The following is a 17,858-nucleotide window of genomic DNA, read 5'->3' on the forward strand; positions in this document are numbered from 1 at the left end:
CCGCTCGCTATTGTGGCTGCCTACTCTTCGGCCACCAGATCCAGGTAGTCGTCGCTCCAGAGGTCCTCATCACCGTCGGGCATGAGCAGCACCCGCTCGGGGTTGAGCGCCTTGACGGCCCCCTCGTCGTGGGTGACCAGCACGATGGCCCCCTCGTACTTGGCGATGGCCTTGAGTATCTCCTCGCGTGAAGCGGGGTCCAGGTTGTTGGTGGGCTCGTCCAGCAGAAGGACGTTGGCCCGGCTGGTCACCAGGGTGGCCAAGGCCAGGCGGGTCTTCTCGCCGCCCGAAAGCACCTTGGTGGGCTTCATGGCGTCGTCCCCTGAGAAGAGGAAGGAGCCCAGGATGGTCCGCGCCTGGGTGTTGTCCAGGTCAGGGGCCACATGCTGCAGGTTCTCCAGAACGGTGACGTCGTTATCCAGGGTGTCGTGCTCCTGGGCGAAGTAGCCGATCTTGGCCCCATGCCCCAGGGTCACCTTGCCCGTGTCGGGCTGTTCGATGCCGGCCAGCAGGCGCAGGGTGGTGGTCTTGCCAGCGCCGTTGTACCCCAGGATGACCACCCGGGAGCCCTTGTCGATGGCCAGGTTGATGCCGGCGAAGACGATGTTGGAGCCGTAGGCCTTGGACAGGTCCTCGGCCATGATGGGCGTGCGGCCGCAGGGAGCAGGATCCGGGAAGCGCAGGTCCGCCACCTTCTCGGCCTTTTCCGCCTCCTGGGTGTCGGCCAGCAGGCGCTGGGCGCGGCGCATCATGTTCTGGGCGGCCACGGCCTTGGTGGCCTTGGCATGCAGGCGGATGCCCTGCCGCATCAGGCGATCGGCCTTCTTCTCGGCCACCTCGCGTTCGCGGCGGCGGCGCTCCTCGTCGACCACCCGCTGGCGCAGGTAGGCCTTCCATCCCATGGTGTACATGTCGATGCAGGAACGCTGGGCATCCAGGTGCCAGATGCGGTTGACGGTCTCGTCCAGCAGCTCGGTGGAGTGGGAGATGATCAGGAAGCCGCCCTCGAACCGGCGCAGGTAGCCCTTGAGCCATTCGATGGAGTCGGCATCCAAATGGTTGGTGGGCTCGTCCAGAATCAGGGTGTCGGCGTCGGAGAAGAGGATCCTGGCCAGCTCGACCCGTCGGCGCTGACCGCCGGAGAGGGTGCCCAGTGCCTGCTGCAGGGTCTCCTGGCTCAGCCCCAGGCTCTCGCCCATGACGATGGCCTGCGATTGGGCCGCATAGCCGCCGGCGTTCTCGAAGTCCTGCTGGGCCTTGTCGTAGCGCTTCATGGCCTTTTCCATGACCTTGGGGTCGGGACTGGTCATCTCGGTCTCGGCCTTGCGCATCCGCTGGATGATGGAGGCGATGTCCCTGGCGCTCATGACCCGGTCCAGGGCGGTCTGCTCGGAGTCGCCCGCATGGGTGGACTGGGGCAGGTACCCCAGCTGTCCGGTCACCCGCACCTTGCCGGCCGAGGGGAGCATGTCGCCGGTGATGACCCGGGTCAGCGTGGTCTTGCCGGCGCCGTTGCGGCCCACCAGGCCGATCCGGTCGCCCTTGGTCACATGGAAGTCGGTGGCTTGCAGCAGTAGTCGGGCACCTATCCGGATCTCAAGTCCCTGCGCCTCAATAGCCATGCCGCCTCCGACCCCGCTTTCCTCATGGATTCAAAACTTGCAAGGAATCATGGTAGCAAGAAGCAAGCCCCGCCAGTGCGTCTCGGCTGACGGGGCAATGGATGGATCATGGATGGGTCAGCGGCGGACCAGCCTGAACTTGTCCCAGGGGAAGTAGACCAGGAAGGCGCCCACGGCGGTCAGGGCGATGACCAGCACGCCCATGGCGGCCGCGAAGGAGAAGATCCTGATGCCGATGCCTAGGCAGGCCCAGATGACCACCAGGCCGAAGACCCAGTCCTTGCCATGCCTGTTCATCAGGTAGGCGACCGCCAGGAGCGCACCGACCACGATGATGGTGGCGAATCCCTGGACGGCGTCGCCGACCTTGTGCCCGGCGACCACCATGTATCCGGCGTTGACCAGGGTGGCCACGCTCAGCCAGCTGGCGTATATCGACAGGGGAATCCAGTCCAGGGCCTTGGCCGCGGTGGGGGTTCCGGCCTTGGTGGCGTCCCGGCGCACCAGGGCGTAGAGCATCCAGGCCAGCACGGTCAGAATGAGGATGATGACCAGGGCCCAGAAGTTGCGTTCCATGTGCCACAGGGCCAGCCAGGAGATGTTCAGGCAGCAGGTGGCCACGAAGAGCAGCCCGCTCAGCGTAAAGGGCAGGAAGCCCAGGCGTTTGCGGCTTGGCCCGGCCAGGCAGAAGCGGAAGAGCCAGATGGCCAGGGCGATGTAGATGACCCCCCAGATGGCGAAGACGTAGCTGGCGGGCATGATCCACAGATCGACCTTGCGAGCCAGCCCGCCCACGGTCGTGCCATTGAAGTGGTAGACCTCCGCATAGCCGTTGAAGCCCACCATGGCCACCCAGGCCACCCAGAGCAGGATGTCCTCGAACAGCTTCCAGCCGTGACCCTTGGAGGATTCCTGCCCCTTTTCGGACTGACCCTGCTTTTGCTGCTGCTCCTTTGCATGGTCCTGTGCTGACTCATTGCCGCTGCGATCAGGATGACTCTTGTCTCCATTGGCGGTCTCGTCGGCACTGGTTTTTGCCGTCGATGCCTTCTTCGACGACTCGTCAGACTTTTTGGCTGGTGCACCCGAAGGCGATGAACCTGAGCTAGACGAATTTGGAGTAGATGACTTTGAAGCCGACGCACCCGAAGATGCCGCACTTTCATTTCTCGATTCCTGGGTTGCCGATGACGAGTGTGAATTTGATTGGCTGCCCTGCATGGCAGGGGAGGTGCGCTTGGCCCTCTCGACCGGGTCCTCGTCGTCGGTCCAGAGTCTGCGCGGATTGTCCTTGTCAGTCATGGCACATGCTTCCTCTCCTTGCCGGCCGCAACCGTACCGCCGCCATGGGGATGGCCCCGGGCATGGGCCGACCGGCCTCTGCTTCAACTCTAAATCGGCCAGCCCGGCTCAGTGGTATTGACCACCCGGACCGGGCGGCCGCCGGTGCTAGCCTGAAGCCACATGCCGGAAAGGGGAGTGCAGCATGGCCGAACCTGTATATCGATGCGACTGGGCTCGGGTGGATGATCCGCTCATGCGCAGCTACCACGACCATGAGTGGGGCCGCCCCCTGCACGGCTCCCAGAGGCTCTTCGCCATGCTCTCCCTGGAGATATTCCAGTGCGGGCTCAGCTGGCAGCTGGTCCTGCATCGCCGCCAAGCCCTCTTCAAGGATTTCGACAACTTCGATATTCAAGCGGTCGCGGCCTTCGATGCCGACCGAATCAACTCTCTCATGGCTGACCCGTCCATCATCCGCAATCGGCGGAAAATCGAAGCCACCGTGGCCAATGCCGCCCTGATCGCCCACCGATTTCCCGGGGAGGCATTCGACCGCTACTGCTGGTCCTTCACCGGCGGGCTGACCATCAACCACGACTACCCGGACGATCCGTCCATACCGCGCTACGACCACCTGTCGGCCATCGTCTGCAAGGACATGCGCGACCTGGGTCTGCGCTTCCTGGGACCGGTGACGGTCCATTCATTTCTCCAGGCGGCCGGCATGATCAACGACCATCAGCACGACTGCTTCCTCAACGGCTGCGGCTGTCCGCCCCTGGATCCGCCCGCCCCGGCCATCTAAGCCGTCGTCGAACACCTGTTCGAATTATTCGGCCCCGGCGATAGTATGGTCAGGCTTTGGCCTCAGCCTTGGCCATGGGTCTTCAGGGAAGCGGATGGGAAGCACGTGAAGCAGCAGAACAAGCCTAAGTCGACAGTGGACGCGGCCATCGAGAACCCGCGCATGATCGAATCCAAGGGGTCCCTGGTGGCGGACCTGTCCACGGTGCCCAACGACCGCAAGATCGTCATCCAAGGAGCCCGGGCGCACAACCTCAAGAACGTCAACCTGTCCATACCCCGCAACCGGATGGTGGTCTTCACCGGCCTGTCGGGCTCCGGCAAGTCCTCCCTGGCCTTCGACACCCTCTTCGCCGAGGGCCAGCGCCGCTACGTGGAGTCCCTCTCCGCCTATGCCCGCCAGTTCCTGGGCCAGATGGACAAGCCCGACGTGGACTTCATCGAGGGCCTGAGCCCGGCCGTCTCCATCGACCAGAAGACCACCAACCGCAACCCCCGGTCCACCGTGGGCACCATCACCGAGGTCTACGACTACCTGCGCCTGCTCTTCGCAAGGACAGGCATTCCCCACTGCCCGGTCTGCGGGGCCGAGGTGCGGGCCCAGTCGCCGCAGCAGATCGTCGACACCCTCATGTCCAGGCCGGAGGGGACCCGTTTCCAGCTGCTGGCCCCCATCGTCAAGGGCCGCAAGGGCGAGTTCGTTGAGACCCTGGAGCTCCTGCGCTCCGACGGCTACTCCCGGGCCATCATCGACGGGGACATGCACCAGCTGTCCGACTCCATCAAGCTGACCAAGCAGAAGAAGCACACCATCGAGGTGGTGGTGGACCGGCTGGTCATCCGCGAGGGCATGCGCCAGCGGCTGACCGACTCTGTGGAGACCGCACTGAGGCTGGCCAAGGGCACGGTGGTGGCCGACTTCGTGGATCTGGATGCCAAGGATCCCGGGCGCCGCCAGCCCTTCTCCGAAAAGCGTTCCTGCCCCAACGGCCACGAGCTGGAGCTGGACGAGATCGAGCCCCGGACCTTCTCCTTCAACGCCCCCTACGGAGCCTGCCCGGCCTGCACCGGCCTGGGATTCAACCTGGAGATCGACCCCGAGCTGGTGGTGCCCGACCCGGAGAAGAGCCTCAAGGACGGGGCTGTGGAGCCCTGGAGCGGCACCAAGAGCCAGCAGCGCTTCTACGGCCACCTGCTGGACGGCCTGGCCAAGGAGATGGGCTTCTCCACCTCGACCCCCTGGAAGGACCTGCCCGAGGAGGTCCGCCATGCCGTCATGTACGGGCACGACTTCAAGGTGGACGTCTCCTACCGGAACCGCTGGGGCCGCCTGCGCGAGTACACCACCGGGTTCGAGGGCGTGGTCCGCACCCTGATGCGCCGCCACGACGAGACCGACTCGCAGCCCATGAAGCAGTACTACGAGTCCTACATGCGCGAGGTGCCCTGCCAGGTCTGCCAGGGCAAGCGCCTGAAGCCCGAGGTCCTGGCCGTGACCGTGGACGGCCTGTCCATCGCCCAGGTCTGTGACATGGCCATTTCCGCCAGCCTGAAGTGGATTGAGGGCCTGCACATGGAGGGCGCCCAGGCCAAGATCGCCGGGGAGGTCCTCAAGGAGATCCGCGCCCGCCTGCGCTTCCTCAACGACGTGGGTCTGAACTACCTGACCCTGTCCCGGGCGGCAGCCACCCTCTCCGGCGGCGAGGCCCAGCGCATCCGCTTGGCCACCCAGATCGGATCGGGCCTGGTGGGCGTCATGTACGTGCTGGACGAGCCCTCCATCGGCCTGCACCAGCGGGACAACGACCGGCTGATCAAGACCCTGCAGCGGCTGCGCGACCTGGGCAACACCCTGATCGTGGTCGAGCATGACGAGGACACCATCCGCCAGGCCGACTGGCTGGTCGACATCGGCCCGGGAGCCGGCGAGCACGGCGGGGAGGTCATCTTCTCAGGGCGCTCGCAGGACCTGGTCAAGGCCTCGCGTTCAATCACAGCAGACTACATCGCCGGACGCCGTTCCATCGAGGTGCCCAAGCGCCGTCGAAAGACCAGCAAGACCCGTCAGCTGACCGTGGTGGGGGCTCGCGAGAACAACCTGAAGAATCTCAAGGTCTCCTTCCCGCTGGGGGTCATGACCCTGGTCACCGGCGTCTCCGGCTCCGGCAAGTCCACCCTGGTCAACTCCATCCTCTATCCGGTGCTGGCCGACCAGCTCAACAACGCCCGCATCGTGCCCGGCAAGCACACCCGGGTGGAGGGCGTGGACCAGGTGCGCAAGGTCATCCACGTGGACCAGAACCCCATCGGCCGCACCCCGCGCTCCAACCCGGCCACCTACACCGGCGTCTGGGACAAGATCCGCCAGCTCTTCGCCAAGACCCCCGAGGCCCAGGTGCGCGGCTACGGTCCAGGCCGCTTCTCCTTCAACGTCAAGGGCGGCCGCTGCGAGACCTGCCACGGTGACGGAACCATCAAGATCGAGATGAACTTCCTGCCCGACGTCTACGTGCAGTGCGAGACCTGCCATGGCAAGCGATACAACAGGGAGACCCTGGAGGTCACCTACAACGGCAAGACCGTCTCGGATGTGCTGGACATGCCCATCGAGGAGGCCGCCCGCTTCTTCAAGGCCTATCCCTCCATCGCACGCTACCTGGACACCCTGGTGGACGTGGGCCTGGGCTACATCCGCTTGGGCCAGCCGGCGCCCACCCTGTCCGGGGGGGAGTCCCAGCGGGTCAAGCTGGCCACCGAGCTGCAGCGGCGCTCCGACGGCAAGACCGTCTACATCCTGGACGAGCCCACCACGGGCTTGCACTTCGAGGACGTGCGCAAGCTGCTCAAGGTCCTGCACGGCCTGGTCGAAAAGGGCAACACGGTCATCGTCATCGAGCACAACCTGGATGTGATCAAGACCGCCGACTGGATCATCGACCTGGGACCGGAGGGCGGCGACGGCGGCGGCACCGTGGTGGCCCAGGGCACCCCGGAGCAGGTGGCCGCCAACCCGGACAGCTGGACCGGCAAGTACCTCAAGCCCATGCTCGATCCCGCCAAGGTAGCCAAGGCCACACGATCATGACCCGCAGCTGCTTCGAGCGGCACACGCCGCAGGTATGGCGACGCACCGCCCAAGCCCTGGAGGAGGAGTCCGCCACCGGCACTACGACCGGCGTCAACAAGAACGGCGCGCCCCTGCTGGGAGACAGCCGGGACCTCTTCCGCCCCAAGACCTCCGACATCCCCGCCCAGCCGGGGGTCTACAAGTGGCGGGACGGCGACGGCCGGGTCATCTACGTGGGCAAGGCCAAGAACCTGCGCAACCGTCTGACCAACTACTTCCAGCCCTTGGAGAACTTGCACCCGCGCACCCAGACCATGGTGCTGACGGCCCGGAGCCTGGAGTGGACCGTGGTGGGCACCGACCTGGAGTCCCTGACCCTTGAATACACCTGGATCAAGGAGTTCGATCCGCACTTCAACGTCAAGCTGCGCGACGACAAGACCTACCCCTACCTGGCCGTCTCCGTGGGCGAGGAGTTCCCCCGGGTATGGATGACCCGCGTGCGCAAGCGGCACGACACCCGCTACTTCGGCCCCTACGCCAAGGTCTGGGACATGAAGCACACCCTGGACGCCCTGCTCAAGACCTATCCGGTGCGCACCTGCACCCCCGGCGTCTTCCGCAAGGCCAAGCTCAGCGGCCGCCCCTGCCTGCTGGCCTCCATCGGCAAGTGCTCAGCCCCCTGTGTGGGCCGGATCAGCGCCAGCGACCACCGGCGTCTGTGCACGGAGCTGACCGGGGTCATCACCGGCAGGCTGGGCAAGAGCTACCGGGCCGGGCTAACCAGGAGCATGCAGAAGGCCAGCAAGGAGCTGGACTTCGAGAAGGCCGCCCGCCTGCGCGACCAGATCGCCATGCTGGACACGGTCATCGAGCAGAATGCCGTGGCCTTCGCCTCCAACGTGGATGTGGACGTCTTCGGCGTGGCCTCTGACGAACTGGAGGCTTCGGTCCATGCCTTCTTCGTGCGCTCGGGCGCCATTCGCGGCGAACGCAACTGGAGCGTGGAGCGGGTCGAGGACGTCTCCGACAGCGAGCTGATCAGCGACCTCTTGGTGCAGGTCTACTCGGATCTGATGAATGAGAACGACAGCGAGCTGCACAAGCTGCCTGGGGATTCCGAGACCCAGGTCTCCATCAGCCAGGACAGGGATGCCATGGGCTCCACCCAGAGGGTCACGGCCCTGGATGCCGAGGCCCGGGCCAAGGCCACCAGGAGCCGACACCAGCATCAGGATCAGACCGGACGCGCCGACCTGCTGGCCCCCATCTCCCCGGTGCCTCCCGAGGTCATCGTCCCCATCCAGCCCGACCGGACCGGCGACCTGCAGGAGTGGCTGCGGGGGCTGCGCGGGTCCTCAGTGACCATCCGGGTGGCCAGCCGGGGTGAGAAGAAGTCCCTGATGGACCGGGCCAACGCCAACGCCCGTCAGGCCCTGCAGCGCAGCAAGCTCAGCCGCATGAGCGACATGGGCACCCGCACCCAGGCCATGAACGACGTGGCCAAGGCTTTGGGTCTTGACCGCGCCCCGCTGCGCATCGAGTGCTACGACATCTCCAACACCGTGGGCGGCCAGTTCCAGGTGGCCTCCATGGTGGTCTTCGAGGACGCGGTCCCCAAGAAGTCCGAATACCGCCGATTCGCCATCCGAGGCGAGGACGGCAAGGGCGCTGTGGACGACATGAGCGCCATCTACGAGACCCTGACCCGCCGCTTCCGCCACGGCAACATCGCAGGCGACAGCGGCGACAGCATGGAGGCCGAGCGAAAGGCCAACGACAAGGCACCCGAACTGGTGGAGCAGGAGGAGGGGGCCATCGTCCAGCAGAACACCGCCGCCCGCCACTTCGCCTACAAGCCCAACCTGATCGTGGTCGATGGCGGCAAGCCCCAGGTGACCGCCGCCGCCCGGGCCCTGCACGACTGCGGGGTGGACGATGTGGCCCTGTGCGGGCTGGCCAAGCGCCTGGAGGAGGTCTGGGTGCCCGACGACGACTATCCCATCATCCTCAAGCGCCAGTCCGAGGGCATGTACCTGCTGCAGCGGGTGCGCGACGAGTCCCACCGCTTCGCCATCACCTACCACCGGCAGACCCGGCGCAAGGGTGCCCTCCGGTCGGCCCTGGACGAGATTCCGGGCATCGGCCCCGCCTACCAGAAGAAGCTGCTCAATCACTTCGGGTCGGTCAAGCGCATGCGCCAGGCATCCCAGGAGGAGCTGGAGGCCGTCAAGGGCATCGGCTCCGCCAAGGCCGAGGCCATCTACCAGGCCCTGCACAGCGACCAGGACCAGGCCGGGGACAGCCAGCGATAAAATGGCTCAGAAGGCTGGCAGAAGGCCATGCCCTGATCTTGATTGGTGCGTGATTGCAGATATGAATGGGGCTGATCGTCGTTGTGCCGTCCTGGGCGACCCCATCAGCCATTCCCTTTCGCCTCTCCTGCATAGATCAGCCTATGCTGCGCTTGGCCTAGACGGCTGGCGTTACGACCGTGTGCGCATGGACGCTGACGGCCTGGCGGACTTTATCCATGGCCTTGACCAGTCCTGGGCCGGTCTCAGCCTGACCATGCCCTTGAAGAGTGCCGTCGGACCCTTGGGCGATTTTCGTGACTGCTGGTCCCAGACCCTGAAAGTGGCCAACACAGCAGTCTTTGCACAGGGCGGCCCAGCCAATGGCCTGTCCCTGTACAACACCGACGTGGAGGGGATCGTGGCCGCCCTGCTGGAGGCTGCCGACCGCTGCCGGGCCGACGACGACCCTGACGATCTGGCCGCCCTGCTGAAGGCAGCCGGTCAGGGTCGGCAGGACCGGCTTCCTGACCAACCGTATGGGGGAGCGCAGGCCCTGGTCATCGGCAACGGGAACACCGCCGAGTCCGCCTTCTGTGCCTTGAAGGTGCTGGGGGCCGAGCGTGCGGACCTGCTGGCCCGCAACCCGGAGCACTGTGACCACATGCTGGACCTTTCCTCTCGATTGGGTCTGCCTGAACCAAACGTGACCGCCATGGACCGGGCTGAGGCAGCTGAAAGGGCATTGACCAAGGCTGATATTGTCGTCTCCACCCTGCCTTCGGGTGCAGCCGACCCCCTGGCCGATTTGTTCAATACAGCTGATGGCGGCAGTCGCATGAGCCCGGTCCTGCTGGATGTGGTCTATGACCCCCGGCCCACCCCGCTCATGAAGGCCTTCTGCCGACGGCCGGGCGCACGGGCCATCAGCGGCGAACGAATGCTGCTTTATCAAGCCGTGCGTCAGGTGGCGCTGATGACCGACCGACCCTTGGCCGCTGTTCCTGTGGCCGCCATGGACCAAGCCTTGAGGGAGGCATGACGATGACGACGGAAAAACCGCCCTTCGCAGGCTTCGAGGTACTGCTGATCACAGGCATGTCCGGCGCAGGCCGCTCCCGCGCCGCCGACTCCATGGAGGACATGGGCTGGTATGTGGTCGACAACATGCCCCCGCGCCTGCTGGTCCCCCTGGTCGACATGATGACCTCCGCCGGAAGCTCCCTGCACCGCCTGGCAGCCGTCATCGACGTCCGGTCCCGCTCCTACTTCGACGACCTGTCGGCCGTGCTCAGCCATCTGGACGACCTGGGCGTGCGTTGCCGCATCCTCTTTCTGGACGCCTCCGACCAGGTGCTGGTCAAACGCTATGAGTCCGTCCGCCGTCCCCACCCCCTGCAGGGCTCGGGCCGCCTGATCGACGGCATTCACGAGGAGCGCCGCCTGCTGGGCGGTCTCAAGGAGCGTGCGGACATGGTCATCGACACCTCCAATCTCAGCATCCATCAGCTTTCTACCCGCCTCTACGAAATGGTCCTGGGCTCCGGCCCGACCACCGTGGGCGTGCACATCATGAGCTTCGGATTCAAGTACGGCCTGCCCATCGATGCCGACTTCGTAGCCGACGTGCGCTTCCTGCCCAACCCCTACTGGGTCCCCGAGCTGCGGGACCTGAACGGCCATGACGGCCCGGTCCGCGACTATGTGATGGCCAGCAAGGGCGCCAAGGAGTTCCTGGATGCCTACACCACCGCCATCTTGACCGCGCTCAGCGGCTATGCGCGCGAGGACAAGCACTATGTGACCATCGCCTTTGGCTGCACTGGCGGACAGCACCGCTCAGTGGCCATGGCCGACGCTCTGGCCGCCCGTCTGCGGTCCCGGGGAATGGAGGTGACGGTCTCGGCCCGCGAGCTGCCGCACCGTTCCCGCGGATAGCCAAAGGCGCAATTTGTCCAAGATATTCGGTATCACAGTAATCCGGTGGTCGCCACGGCAGGTGTGTCGTGCGGCCGAGAAGTATTCATTTTTCAGTATTTTTTCGTAGGAGGACGGCTCTTGGCCCTACTTGATGATGTCAAAAGCGAGCTGGCCGCGATTGACAACGAACCCCCCTCTGCCAAGAAAGCACAATCGGCGGCCATGATCCGCTTCGGCGGCGGACTGCACATCATTCAGCGTCACATTGTGGTGGAAGCGCAATTCGACTCCCTGCCGGCAGCGCAGTGGTTGCAGAACACCATCAGGGACGTCTACGGTCATGATTCCGATCTGATCCAGGTCAAGCGGCAGGCCCCCACCGGCAACCTGACCCGCTACTCGGTCCGCGTGCTGCGGGCGGGCGGCGCCCTGGCCCTGCAGACCGGCCTGTTGGACCGCCGCAAGCATCCGGTTCGCGGTCTTCCCGCCGACATCGTCTCCGGCAACATCGCCCAGGTCAAGGCCGCCTGGCGAGGGGCCTTCCTGGCCCATGGCGAGCTGTCCGACCCGGGCAAGGCCTCCTACCTGGAGATCGTCTGCCCAGGATCCGAAGCCGCCCTGGCCCTGGTGGGCGCCGCCCGCCGCCTGGGCATCAACGCCAAGGCCCGCCAGGTGCGCAGCTCCGAGCGCGTCACCCTGCGTGATCCGGACGTCATCGAACGCATGCTCAACCTGATGGGCGCCCCCAAGTCCTCCCGTGAGTGGACCGGCAAGCGCAGCGACGGTGAATCCCGGGGCAAGGCCAACCGCCTGGCCAACTTCGACGATGCCAATATGCGCCGCTCCGCCAAGGCCGCCGTCGAGGCCAGCGCCAAGGTCACCAAGGCCTTCCAGATTCTGGGCGACGACATCCCCGAGAACCTGCGTGCGGCCGGCCAGCTTCGTCTGGACCACCGCGAGGCCTCCCTCGAAGAGCTGGGCCGCCTGGCCGACCCGCCGGTCACCAAGGATGCCATCGCCGGACGCATTCGCCGTCTGCTGCAGCTGGCCACCAAAGTCGAAAAGAAGAGGGCCGAGGAACAGGCCAAACAAGAGTGAGATAGCTCACACAGGTCGGTCTGCCTGAGTACCATGGCAGGGGAGCGGGCGCACGGACCCGCAGTCAGAAAGGATACGCATGAAAACACTGAAGAGCCTCGGTGATCTCAAGGGCAAGCGCGTGCTCGTCCGCGCGGACTTCAACGTGCCGCTGGACGGCACCACCATTACGGACGACGGCCGCATCCGCGCCGCCTTGCCAACAATCGAGCAGCTTCGTGGCCAGGGCGCCAAGGTCATCCTCATGGCCCACCTGGGTCGCCCCAAGGGCAAGGTCGTTCCCGAGCTGAGCCTGGCCCCTGTGGCCGCCCGCCTGGGCGAGCTGCTGGGCGTGCAGGTCCCCCTGGCCGAGGACACCTACGGTCCCGATGCCCATGCCAAGGTGGCCGCCATGAACGACGGCGACGTGGTCCTGCTGCAGAACGTGCGCTACAACCCCGAGGAGACCAGCAAGGACGAGGCCGAGCGCGACGCCTACGCCCGCAAGATCGCCGACCTGGGCGACGTCTTCGTCTCCGACGGCTTCGGCGTGGTCCACCGCGCCCAGGGCTCCAACTACTCCGTGGCCAAGTTCCTGCCCTCTGCCGCAGGCCTGCTGGTCGAGAAGGAAGTCAAGGCCCTGTCCAAGGCGACCGAGAACCCCGAGCGGCCTTTCACTGTGGTCCTGGGCGGCTCCAAGGTCTCCGACAAGCTGGGCGTCATCGAGAACCTGCTCAGCAAGGCCGACCGCCTGGTCATCGGCGGCGGCATGGTCTTCACCTTCCTCAAGGCCGAGGGCTATGAGGTCGGCTCCTCCCTGCTGGAGGAGGATCAGGTAGACACCGTCAAGGGCTACATGGCCACCGCCCGCAAGAAGGGCGTGGAGCTGGTCCTGCCCACCGACATCGTGGCGGCTGACGAGTTCAAGGCGGATTCGCCCCACCAGGTGGTGCCTGCCGACGGCATCCCTGCGGACAAGATGGGTCTGGACATCGGTCCCGACTCCCAGAAGCTCTTCCACGACAAGATCGTGGACTCCAAGACCGTGGTCTGGAACGGCCCCATGGGCGTCTTCGAGTTCCCGGCATTCGCCGATGGCACCCGGGCTGTGGCCCAGGGCCTGGTCGATGCCACCAAGGCCGGAGCCTTCACCATCGTCGGCGGCGGCGACTCCGCCTCGGCCGTGCGCAACCTGGGCTTCCCCGAGGATGGCTTCTCGCACATCTCCACCGGCGGCGGCGCCTCCCTGGAGTTCCTTGAGGGCAAGGAGCTTCCGGGTCTGAAAGTGCTGGAGTAAGATCGGCAGACAGACGGGCAATGCCGGGTCACCGGGTTTCGCATCCGGCGGCCCGGCATTGCTGTTGTTGCGCGGATGGAAAGGTCTGGTATGGCACGCATTCCCCTGGTGGCCGGCAATTGGAAGATGAACTTCGACCACCTGGAAGCCACCTATTTCGTGCAGAAGCTGGCCTGGCTCCTGCGCGACGCCCACTTCGACCGCAGGCGCTGCCAGGTGGCTCTGATGCCCGCCTTCACCGCCCTGCGTTCCGTTCAGGTGCTGGTGGAGGCCGACAACCTGCCCATCGAATACGGGGCGCAGGCCGTCTCAGTCACCGCCCAGGGCGCCTTCACCGGGGATGTGTCCGCCGACATGCTGGCTCAGCTGGGCTGCAGCTACGTCATCGTGGGCCACTCCGAGCGGCGCAAGTACCATCCCGAGGACGATGCCAACATCGTCGACCAGGTCCGTGCCGTCCTGGCTGCGGGCATGAAGCCCATCCTCTGCGTGGGGGAGAGCTACGAGGAGCGCCGCCAGGGCATCCAGCTGGACTTCGCCGTTGGCCAGGTCAATGACGTCACCCGCGACCTGGCCAAGGAGGACATGGAAAACCTGATCGTGGCCTACGAACCGGTCTGGGCCATCGGCACGGGCATGGTGGCCACCCCGGACACCGCCCAGCAGGCCGCCCGGGCCATCCGCGACCACATCTCAAGCAAGTTCGGGGAACCGGCCGGCCAGGCCGTGCGCATCCTCTACGGCGGCTCGGTCACCTCCAAGAACGCCTCCCAGATGATCACCCAGCCGGACGTGGACGGCTTTCTGGTGGGCGGCGCCTCCCTGGATGTGGAGGAGTTCTCGCGAATCGTGCGACTGGCCGCCAAGGGCTGATGCGTTTTTCCCCGGGTGTCTGTATACTTGTTCCCAGTTCCTTACATGGAGGTATGTGCCGTGACCATTGTCAAGATTGTGCTCGAAGTCGTTGTGATCCTCGCCAGCATACTGCTGACCATGCTGATTCTGTTGCACAAGGGCAAGGGCGGCGGCCTGTCCGATATGTTCGGCGGTGGAATCGGCTCCAACGCGGGCACCTCGGGCGCAGCCGAGAAGAACCTGAACCGGCTGACCATTATCGTGGCCCTGATCTGGGTGGCCATCATCATCGCTCTGGATCTCATTTCCAAGTACAAGCTGGCCTGATTCCCGCAGACAATACCTGAAATACCTGACCCCGGCATCGACCGGGGTTTTTCCATATTTGAATGACTTTAGTGCAGTGCTCTTAGTCCTTGACTATTACCAGAATATGTCATTCACAATGCATCGATAATCCAACAATTCAGCCGTCTGACGGATAGAGTGGAGAACGGTGTGCCCGACGAGCGGCGCATCACACAATGCCGTGCAAGCCAAGCAAGCGAAAGGAAGTGCTCATGGCTGAGCAAGCTGCACCGAGCCTGGAGGGCTGGTTCTGCCTCCACCTCTTCTGGAAGATCGATTGGGCCAAGTGGCGCCGAGTGCCCCAGGGCGAACGCCGGGAAAGCCTGGATGAGTTCAAGGCCCTGGCCGCACAGCTGGACGAGGTCCAGTCCCAGGGCAAGGGTAGCCACTACTGGTGCCAGGTCAACGGGCAGAAGGCCGACCTGGGCCTGATGGTCCTCAGGGAGAGCCTGGACCAGCTGCAGGAGGTCGAGACCTCCCTGGAGAAGCTGCGCATCTCCGATTACCTGGAGCCGACCATCTCCTATGTGTCGGTCACCGAGGTGGGCCTCTACTCGGGCGAACCGACCACGGACCGCGGCTGGTCCTACGTCAACGCCAGCCTGCATCCCAAGACGCCCGACAAGCCCTACATCTGCTTCTATCCCATGTCGAAGACCCGCGTCCCAGGCGCCAACTGGTACACGCTGCCCTACGACCAGCGCAAGGCCTACATGCACGACCACGGCAAGATCGGCCGCTCATACGCCGGCAAGGTCTCCATCATCCTGACGGGCTCCATCGGCCTGGACGACTACGAGTGGGGCGTCACGCTCTTCGCCGACGACCCTGTCCAATTCAAGAAGATCGTCACCGAGATGCGCTACATCGAAGCCAGCTCCATCTACGGCGAATTCCCCTACTTCCTGGTAGGCACCCATACCGATCCCGAGCGCATTGACAGGCTGCTCACGGATCAGATGGGACAGTAACACCATGTCTGCAAGAGAGAGAAGATCGATCCTTTCCACGCCCATATGGTTCTTCATGGTCATCGTCTTCATCACCCAGCTGGATGGGGGAGCGGTGCCGACCATGCTGCCGTCCATCACACGGACCTTCGGCCTGACCACCATGGGCTCCTCTTGGGTGGTCGGACTCTACACCCTGGGACTGGTGGTGGGCACCCCCATCACCTCCAACCTCTCCGACGCCCACGGGACCAGGAAGGTCTTCCTCTGGGAGCTGGCCTTCTGGTTCCTTGGATGTCTGATGACGGCGGTCTCGCCCAACTATGCGGTCATGCTGCTGGGCCGGTTCATCCAGTCCCTGGGAGACAGCGGCATCATGGTCCTGTCCATGAACGTCCTGCTGCAGCGCGCCCGCAGGAACAACCAGGGCCGGAAGGTCTCCACGGTGGGCATCATCGCCGGGCTTTCCGCCATGGTCAGCCCGGTCCTTTCGGGCATGCTCCTGGGCATCACCCACGGATGGCGGGCCTACTACTTCATGATGCTGCCCTTCCTGGCCATTTTGTTTGTTCTGGCCTGGTTCATGATGGGCGACTCCCAGACCGACCGCGCCTGGAAGACCGACTACCTGGGCCTGGGCTCCTTCAGCATCGCTCTGGCCCTGCTGATGGTGGCGATCACCTTCCTCCAGTACGGCACCGCCTATCTGGCCCTGATCATCGGGTGCCTCCTGGTCACCGTGATGGCCGGCGCGGTCTTCCTGGTGCATGAGCGGGGGCTGGGCGACTCCAAGGAGACCATGCCCTTCCTGCCCATCCGCCTGCTGAAGCTGCCCTCCTACGGGCTCACCCTGCTGCTGGGAACGCTGGGAGGCATGTTCTTCTCCCTCTTCGTCTACATTCCGACCTATGTCCACTCCGTCTTCGGGCTCCCGGTCCGCTCGGCCGGCATGGTCATGGTCGGCGTCGGGCTCGGCTCCGTGGTCGGGTCTTGGCTGGGCGGTCTCCTGGTCGACAAGTTCGGCTACCGGACTACCCTCGTCTTCTCCTCATCACTGATAGGCCTGATGGCCCTGGTGATCACCCTGACCCTGCACAACCTGCAGCTCTTCATGGTCCTGTCCTTCCTGATGGGGGTCGGCATGGGCTCCATGATGTCCTCGCCGCTCCAGGTCATCGCCGGAAGGCTGGCCGGGCCCGAGAACCGCATGCAGGCCATCGGCGGGCTGTCGGCCTGCAAGAAGATCGGCACCACCATCGCCCCACTGCTCTTCGCCTCGGCCATTGAATTGGGCAAGGCGGGCGGACAGGCCGGGCTGGCCTCCTACAGGAACATGTTCCTGGTGGTCATCGTCATAGCCCTGGTCAATATCGGCCTGACATACTGCATTCCATTTTCACAGAAAGAAGTTGCTGATGACTGAACCTACAGCAGTCCTCCTCATGGCTTACGGCACCCCCTACCAGGAGTCCGACATCAGGGGGTACTACACCAACATCCGCCATGGGCAGGAGCCGCCCAAGCCGCTCATGGACCAGCTGGTCGGCCGCTACAAGGCCATCGGCCTGCCCTCGCCCCTGGCCAGGATCACCACGGCCCAGCGCGACGGCCTCCAGGCTGCGCTGGACAAGGCCCACCCCGGCGCCTACAAGGTCTACGAGGGGCTGAAGTACATCACCCCCTTCATCCAGGATGCGGTCGACCAGATCGCCGCCGATGGCATCACCAGGGTGATCGGCCTGCCCCTGGCCCCGCAGTACTCCTCCTATTCGAGCGAGGACTACCACAACCGCGCCCGCAAGGCCATCGAGGCCCATCCGGGCATGGAATACCTGCCGGTGCGGTCCTGGTGGAACCACCAGGAGCTGATCCACTTCTGGAGCGACCAGCTGGTGGCCAAGAAGGATCTGACCGACCGGCCGGACACCAAGGTGATCTTCAGCGCCCATTCCCTGCCCCTGCGCATCATCCAGGGAGGGGATCCCTACAAGGATGAGGTCATCGGTCTGTCCAATGCCGTGGCCCAGGCCGCCGGCCTCAATGAGGACCAGTACGTGCTGGCCTGGCAGTCGGCAGGCCGCACCCAGGAGCCCTGGATCGGACCTGATTTCGTCAAGGTGGCCAAGGATCTGATCACCGAGAGCGGCATGAAGACCATCGTCTCCGCCTCCATCGGCTTCATCGCCGACAACCTGGAGATCTGCTACGACGTGGACATGGAGCTGGCCAAGGCCATCGAGTACGCCGGCGGCACCCTGACCAGGCTGAACATGCCCAACGACAGCCCAGCCCTGATCGCCACCCTGCAGCAGGTGGTCGAGGAGACCAAGGCCGAGTAAC

14 protein-coding genes are annotated in these 17,858 nt (G+C 64.8%); 12 read left to right on the forward strand and 2 right to left on the reverse strand.

Annotated elements, in window-relative coordinates; all coding sequences use genetic code 11:
• Positions 1 to 20: 20 nt before the first annotated feature.
• A complete protein-coding gene (locus QRX41_RS04885; protein WP_313839098.1) occupies positions 21 to 1,622 on the reverse strand; it encodes an ABC-F family ATP-binding cassette domain-containing protein in 1,602 nt (533 codons plus the stop codon).
• A 117-nt stretch (positions 1,623 to 1,739) separates the two neighbouring features.
• Positions 1,740 to 2,924 carry a TspO/MBR family protein gene (locus QRX41_RS04890; RefSeq protein WP_313839099.1) on the reverse strand — a complete coding sequence of 395 codons (1,185 nt, stop codon included), beginning with the start codon at positions 2,922 to 2,924 and terminating at the stop codon, positions 1,740 to 1,742.
• 184 nt (positions 2,925 to 3,108) lie between these two features.
• Between QRX41_RS04890 and QRX41_RS04895 the strand changes: the two genes are divergently transcribed.
• The 12 genes from QRX41_RS04895 (at position 3,109) to hemH (ending at position 17,857) form a co-directional block, all read left to right on the forward strand.
• The gene (locus tag QRX41_RS04895) at positions 3,109 to 3,711 is read left to right on the forward strand and encodes a DNA-3-methyladenine glycosylase I (RefSeq protein WP_313839101.1); all 603 of its coding nucleotides are present in this window, start codon (positions 3,109 to 3,111) and stop codon (positions 3,709 to 3,711) included.
• 162 nt (positions 3,712 to 3,873) lie between these two features.
• Positions 3,874 to 6,795, forward strand: coding sequence for an excinuclease ABC subunit UvrA (gene uvrA / locus QRX41_RS04900; protein ID WP_313839348.1), 2,922 nt, complete (start codon positions 3,874 to 3,876; stop codon positions 6,793 to 6,795).
• Complete coding sequence (uvrC, locus tag QRX41_RS04905; protein WP_045924439.1) at positions 6,792 to 9,092, forward strand: excinuclease ABC subunit UvrC; 2,301 nt, start codon at positions 6,792 to 6,794, stop codon at positions 9,090 to 9,092. The genes uvrA and uvrC overlap by 4 nt, the downstream gene beginning before the upstream one ends.
• A 49-nt stretch (positions 9,093 to 9,141) precedes the next feature.
• Positions 9,142 to 10,113, forward strand: a complete 972-nt coding sequence (locus tag QRX41_RS04910) for a shikimate dehydrogenase family protein (RefSeq protein WP_197071161.1) — start codon at positions 9,142 to 9,144, stop codon at positions 10,111 to 10,113.
• Positions 10,114 to 10,115: 2 nt separating this feature from the next.
• A complete protein-coding gene (gene rapZ, locus QRX41_RS04915) occupies positions 10,116 to 11,009 on the forward strand; it encodes an RNase adapter RapZ (protein WP_101432393.1) in 894 nt (297 codons plus the stop codon).
• A 120-nt stretch (positions 11,010 to 11,129) separates the two neighbouring features.
• Complete coding sequence (gene whiA, locus QRX41_RS04920) at positions 11,130 to 12,089, forward strand: DNA-binding protein WhiA (RefSeq protein ID WP_024628062.1); 960 nt, start codon at positions 11,130 to 11,132, stop codon at positions 12,087 to 12,089.
• A gap of 79 nt (positions 12,090 to 12,168) precedes the next feature.
• Entirely contained in the window at positions 12,169 to 13,365 is a 1,197-nt protein-coding gene (locus tag QRX41_RS04925; RefSeq protein ID WP_045924436.1) for a phosphoglycerate kinase, read from the forward strand.
• A gap of 90 nt (positions 13,366 to 13,455) precedes the next feature.
• On the forward strand, positions 13,456 to 14,238 hold the full coding sequence (gene tpiA / locus QRX41_RS04930) for a triose-phosphate isomerase (RefSeq protein WP_045924435.1): 783 nt from the start codon (positions 13,456 to 13,458) through the stop codon (positions 14,236 to 14,238).
• 60 nt (positions 14,239 to 14,298) lie between these two features.
• Positions 14,299 to 14,547: a preprotein translocase subunit SecG gene (gene secG / locus QRX41_RS04935; RefSeq protein ID WP_045924434.1), complete on the forward strand. Its 249-nt coding sequence runs from the start codon at positions 14,299 to 14,301 to the stop codon at positions 14,545 to 14,547.
• A 233-nt stretch (positions 14,548 to 14,780) separates the two neighbouring features.
• Positions 14,781 to 15,539, forward strand: coding sequence for a hydrogen peroxide-dependent heme synthase (hemQ, locus tag QRX41_RS04940; protein WP_045924433.1), 759 nt, complete (start codon positions 14,781 to 14,783; stop codon positions 15,537 to 15,539).
• Positions 15,540 to 15,543: 4 nt separating this feature from the next.
• Positions 15,544 to 16,941, forward strand: a complete 1,398-nt coding sequence (locus tag QRX41_RS04945) for an MFS transporter (protein ID WP_045924432.1) — start codon at positions 15,544 to 15,546, stop codon at positions 16,939 to 16,941.
• Positions 16,934 to 17,857: a ferrochelatase gene (gene hemH / locus QRX41_RS04950; RefSeq protein ID WP_045924431.1), complete on the forward strand. Its 924-nt coding sequence runs from the start codon at positions 16,934 to 16,936 to the stop codon at positions 17,855 to 17,857. The genes QRX41_RS04945 and hemH overlap by 8 nt, the downstream gene beginning before the upstream one ends.
• Position 17,858: the final 1 nt, after the last annotated feature.

This window comes from Bifidobacterium kimbladii, assembly GCF_032193675.1.
GTDB classification, from domain to species: domain Bacteria; phylum Actinomycetota; class Actinomycetes; order Actinomycetales; family Bifidobacteriaceae; genus Bombiscardovia; species Bombiscardovia kimbladii.

What these genes read in the sequence shown, in the direction of transcription:
- QRX41_RS04885 (WP_313839098.1), bottom strand. Translation starts at nt 1,622, where the DNA reads ATGGCTATTGAGGCGCAGGGACTTGAGATCCGGATAGGTGCCCGACTA.
- QRX41_RS04890 (WP_313839099.1), bottom strand. Translation starts at nt 2,924, where the DNA reads ATGACTGACAAGGACAATCCGCGCAGACTCTGGACCGACGACGAGGAC.
- QRX41_RS04895 (WP_313839101.1), top strand. Translation starts at nt 3,109, where the DNA reads ATGGCCGAACCTGTATATCGATGCGACTGGGCTCGGGTGGATGATCCG.
- uvrA (WP_313839348.1), top strand. Translation starts at nt 3,874, where the DNA reads ATGATCGAATCCAAGGGGTCCCTGGTGGCGGACCTGTCCACGGTGCCC.
- uvrC (WP_045924439.1), top strand. Translation starts at nt 6,792, where the DNA reads ATGACCCGCAGCTGCTTCGAGCGGCACACGCCGCAGGTATGGCGACGC.
- rapZ (WP_101432393.1), top strand. Translation starts at nt 10,116, where the DNA reads ATGACGACGGAAAAACCGCCCTTCGCAGGCTTCGAGGTACTGCTGATC.
- QRX41_RS04925 (WP_045924436.1), top strand. Translation starts at nt 12,169, where the DNA reads ATGAAAACACTGAAGAGCCTCGGTGATCTCAAGGGCAAGCGCGTGCTC.
- tpiA (WP_045924435.1), top strand. Translation starts at nt 13,456, where the DNA reads ATGGCACGCATTCCCCTGGTGGCCGGCAATTGGAAGATGAACTTCGAC.
- hemQ (WP_045924433.1), top strand. Translation starts at nt 14,781, where the DNA reads ATGGCTGAGCAAGCTGCACCGAGCCTGGAGGGCTGGTTCTGCCTCCAC.
- QRX41_RS04945 (WP_045924432.1), top strand. Translation starts at nt 15,544, where the DNA reads ATGTCTGCAAGAGAGAGAAGATCGATCCTTTCCACGCCCATATGGTTC.
- hemH (WP_045924431.1), top strand. Translation starts at nt 16,934, where the DNA reads ATGACTGAACCTACAGCAGTCCTCCTCATGGCTTACGGCACCCCCTAC.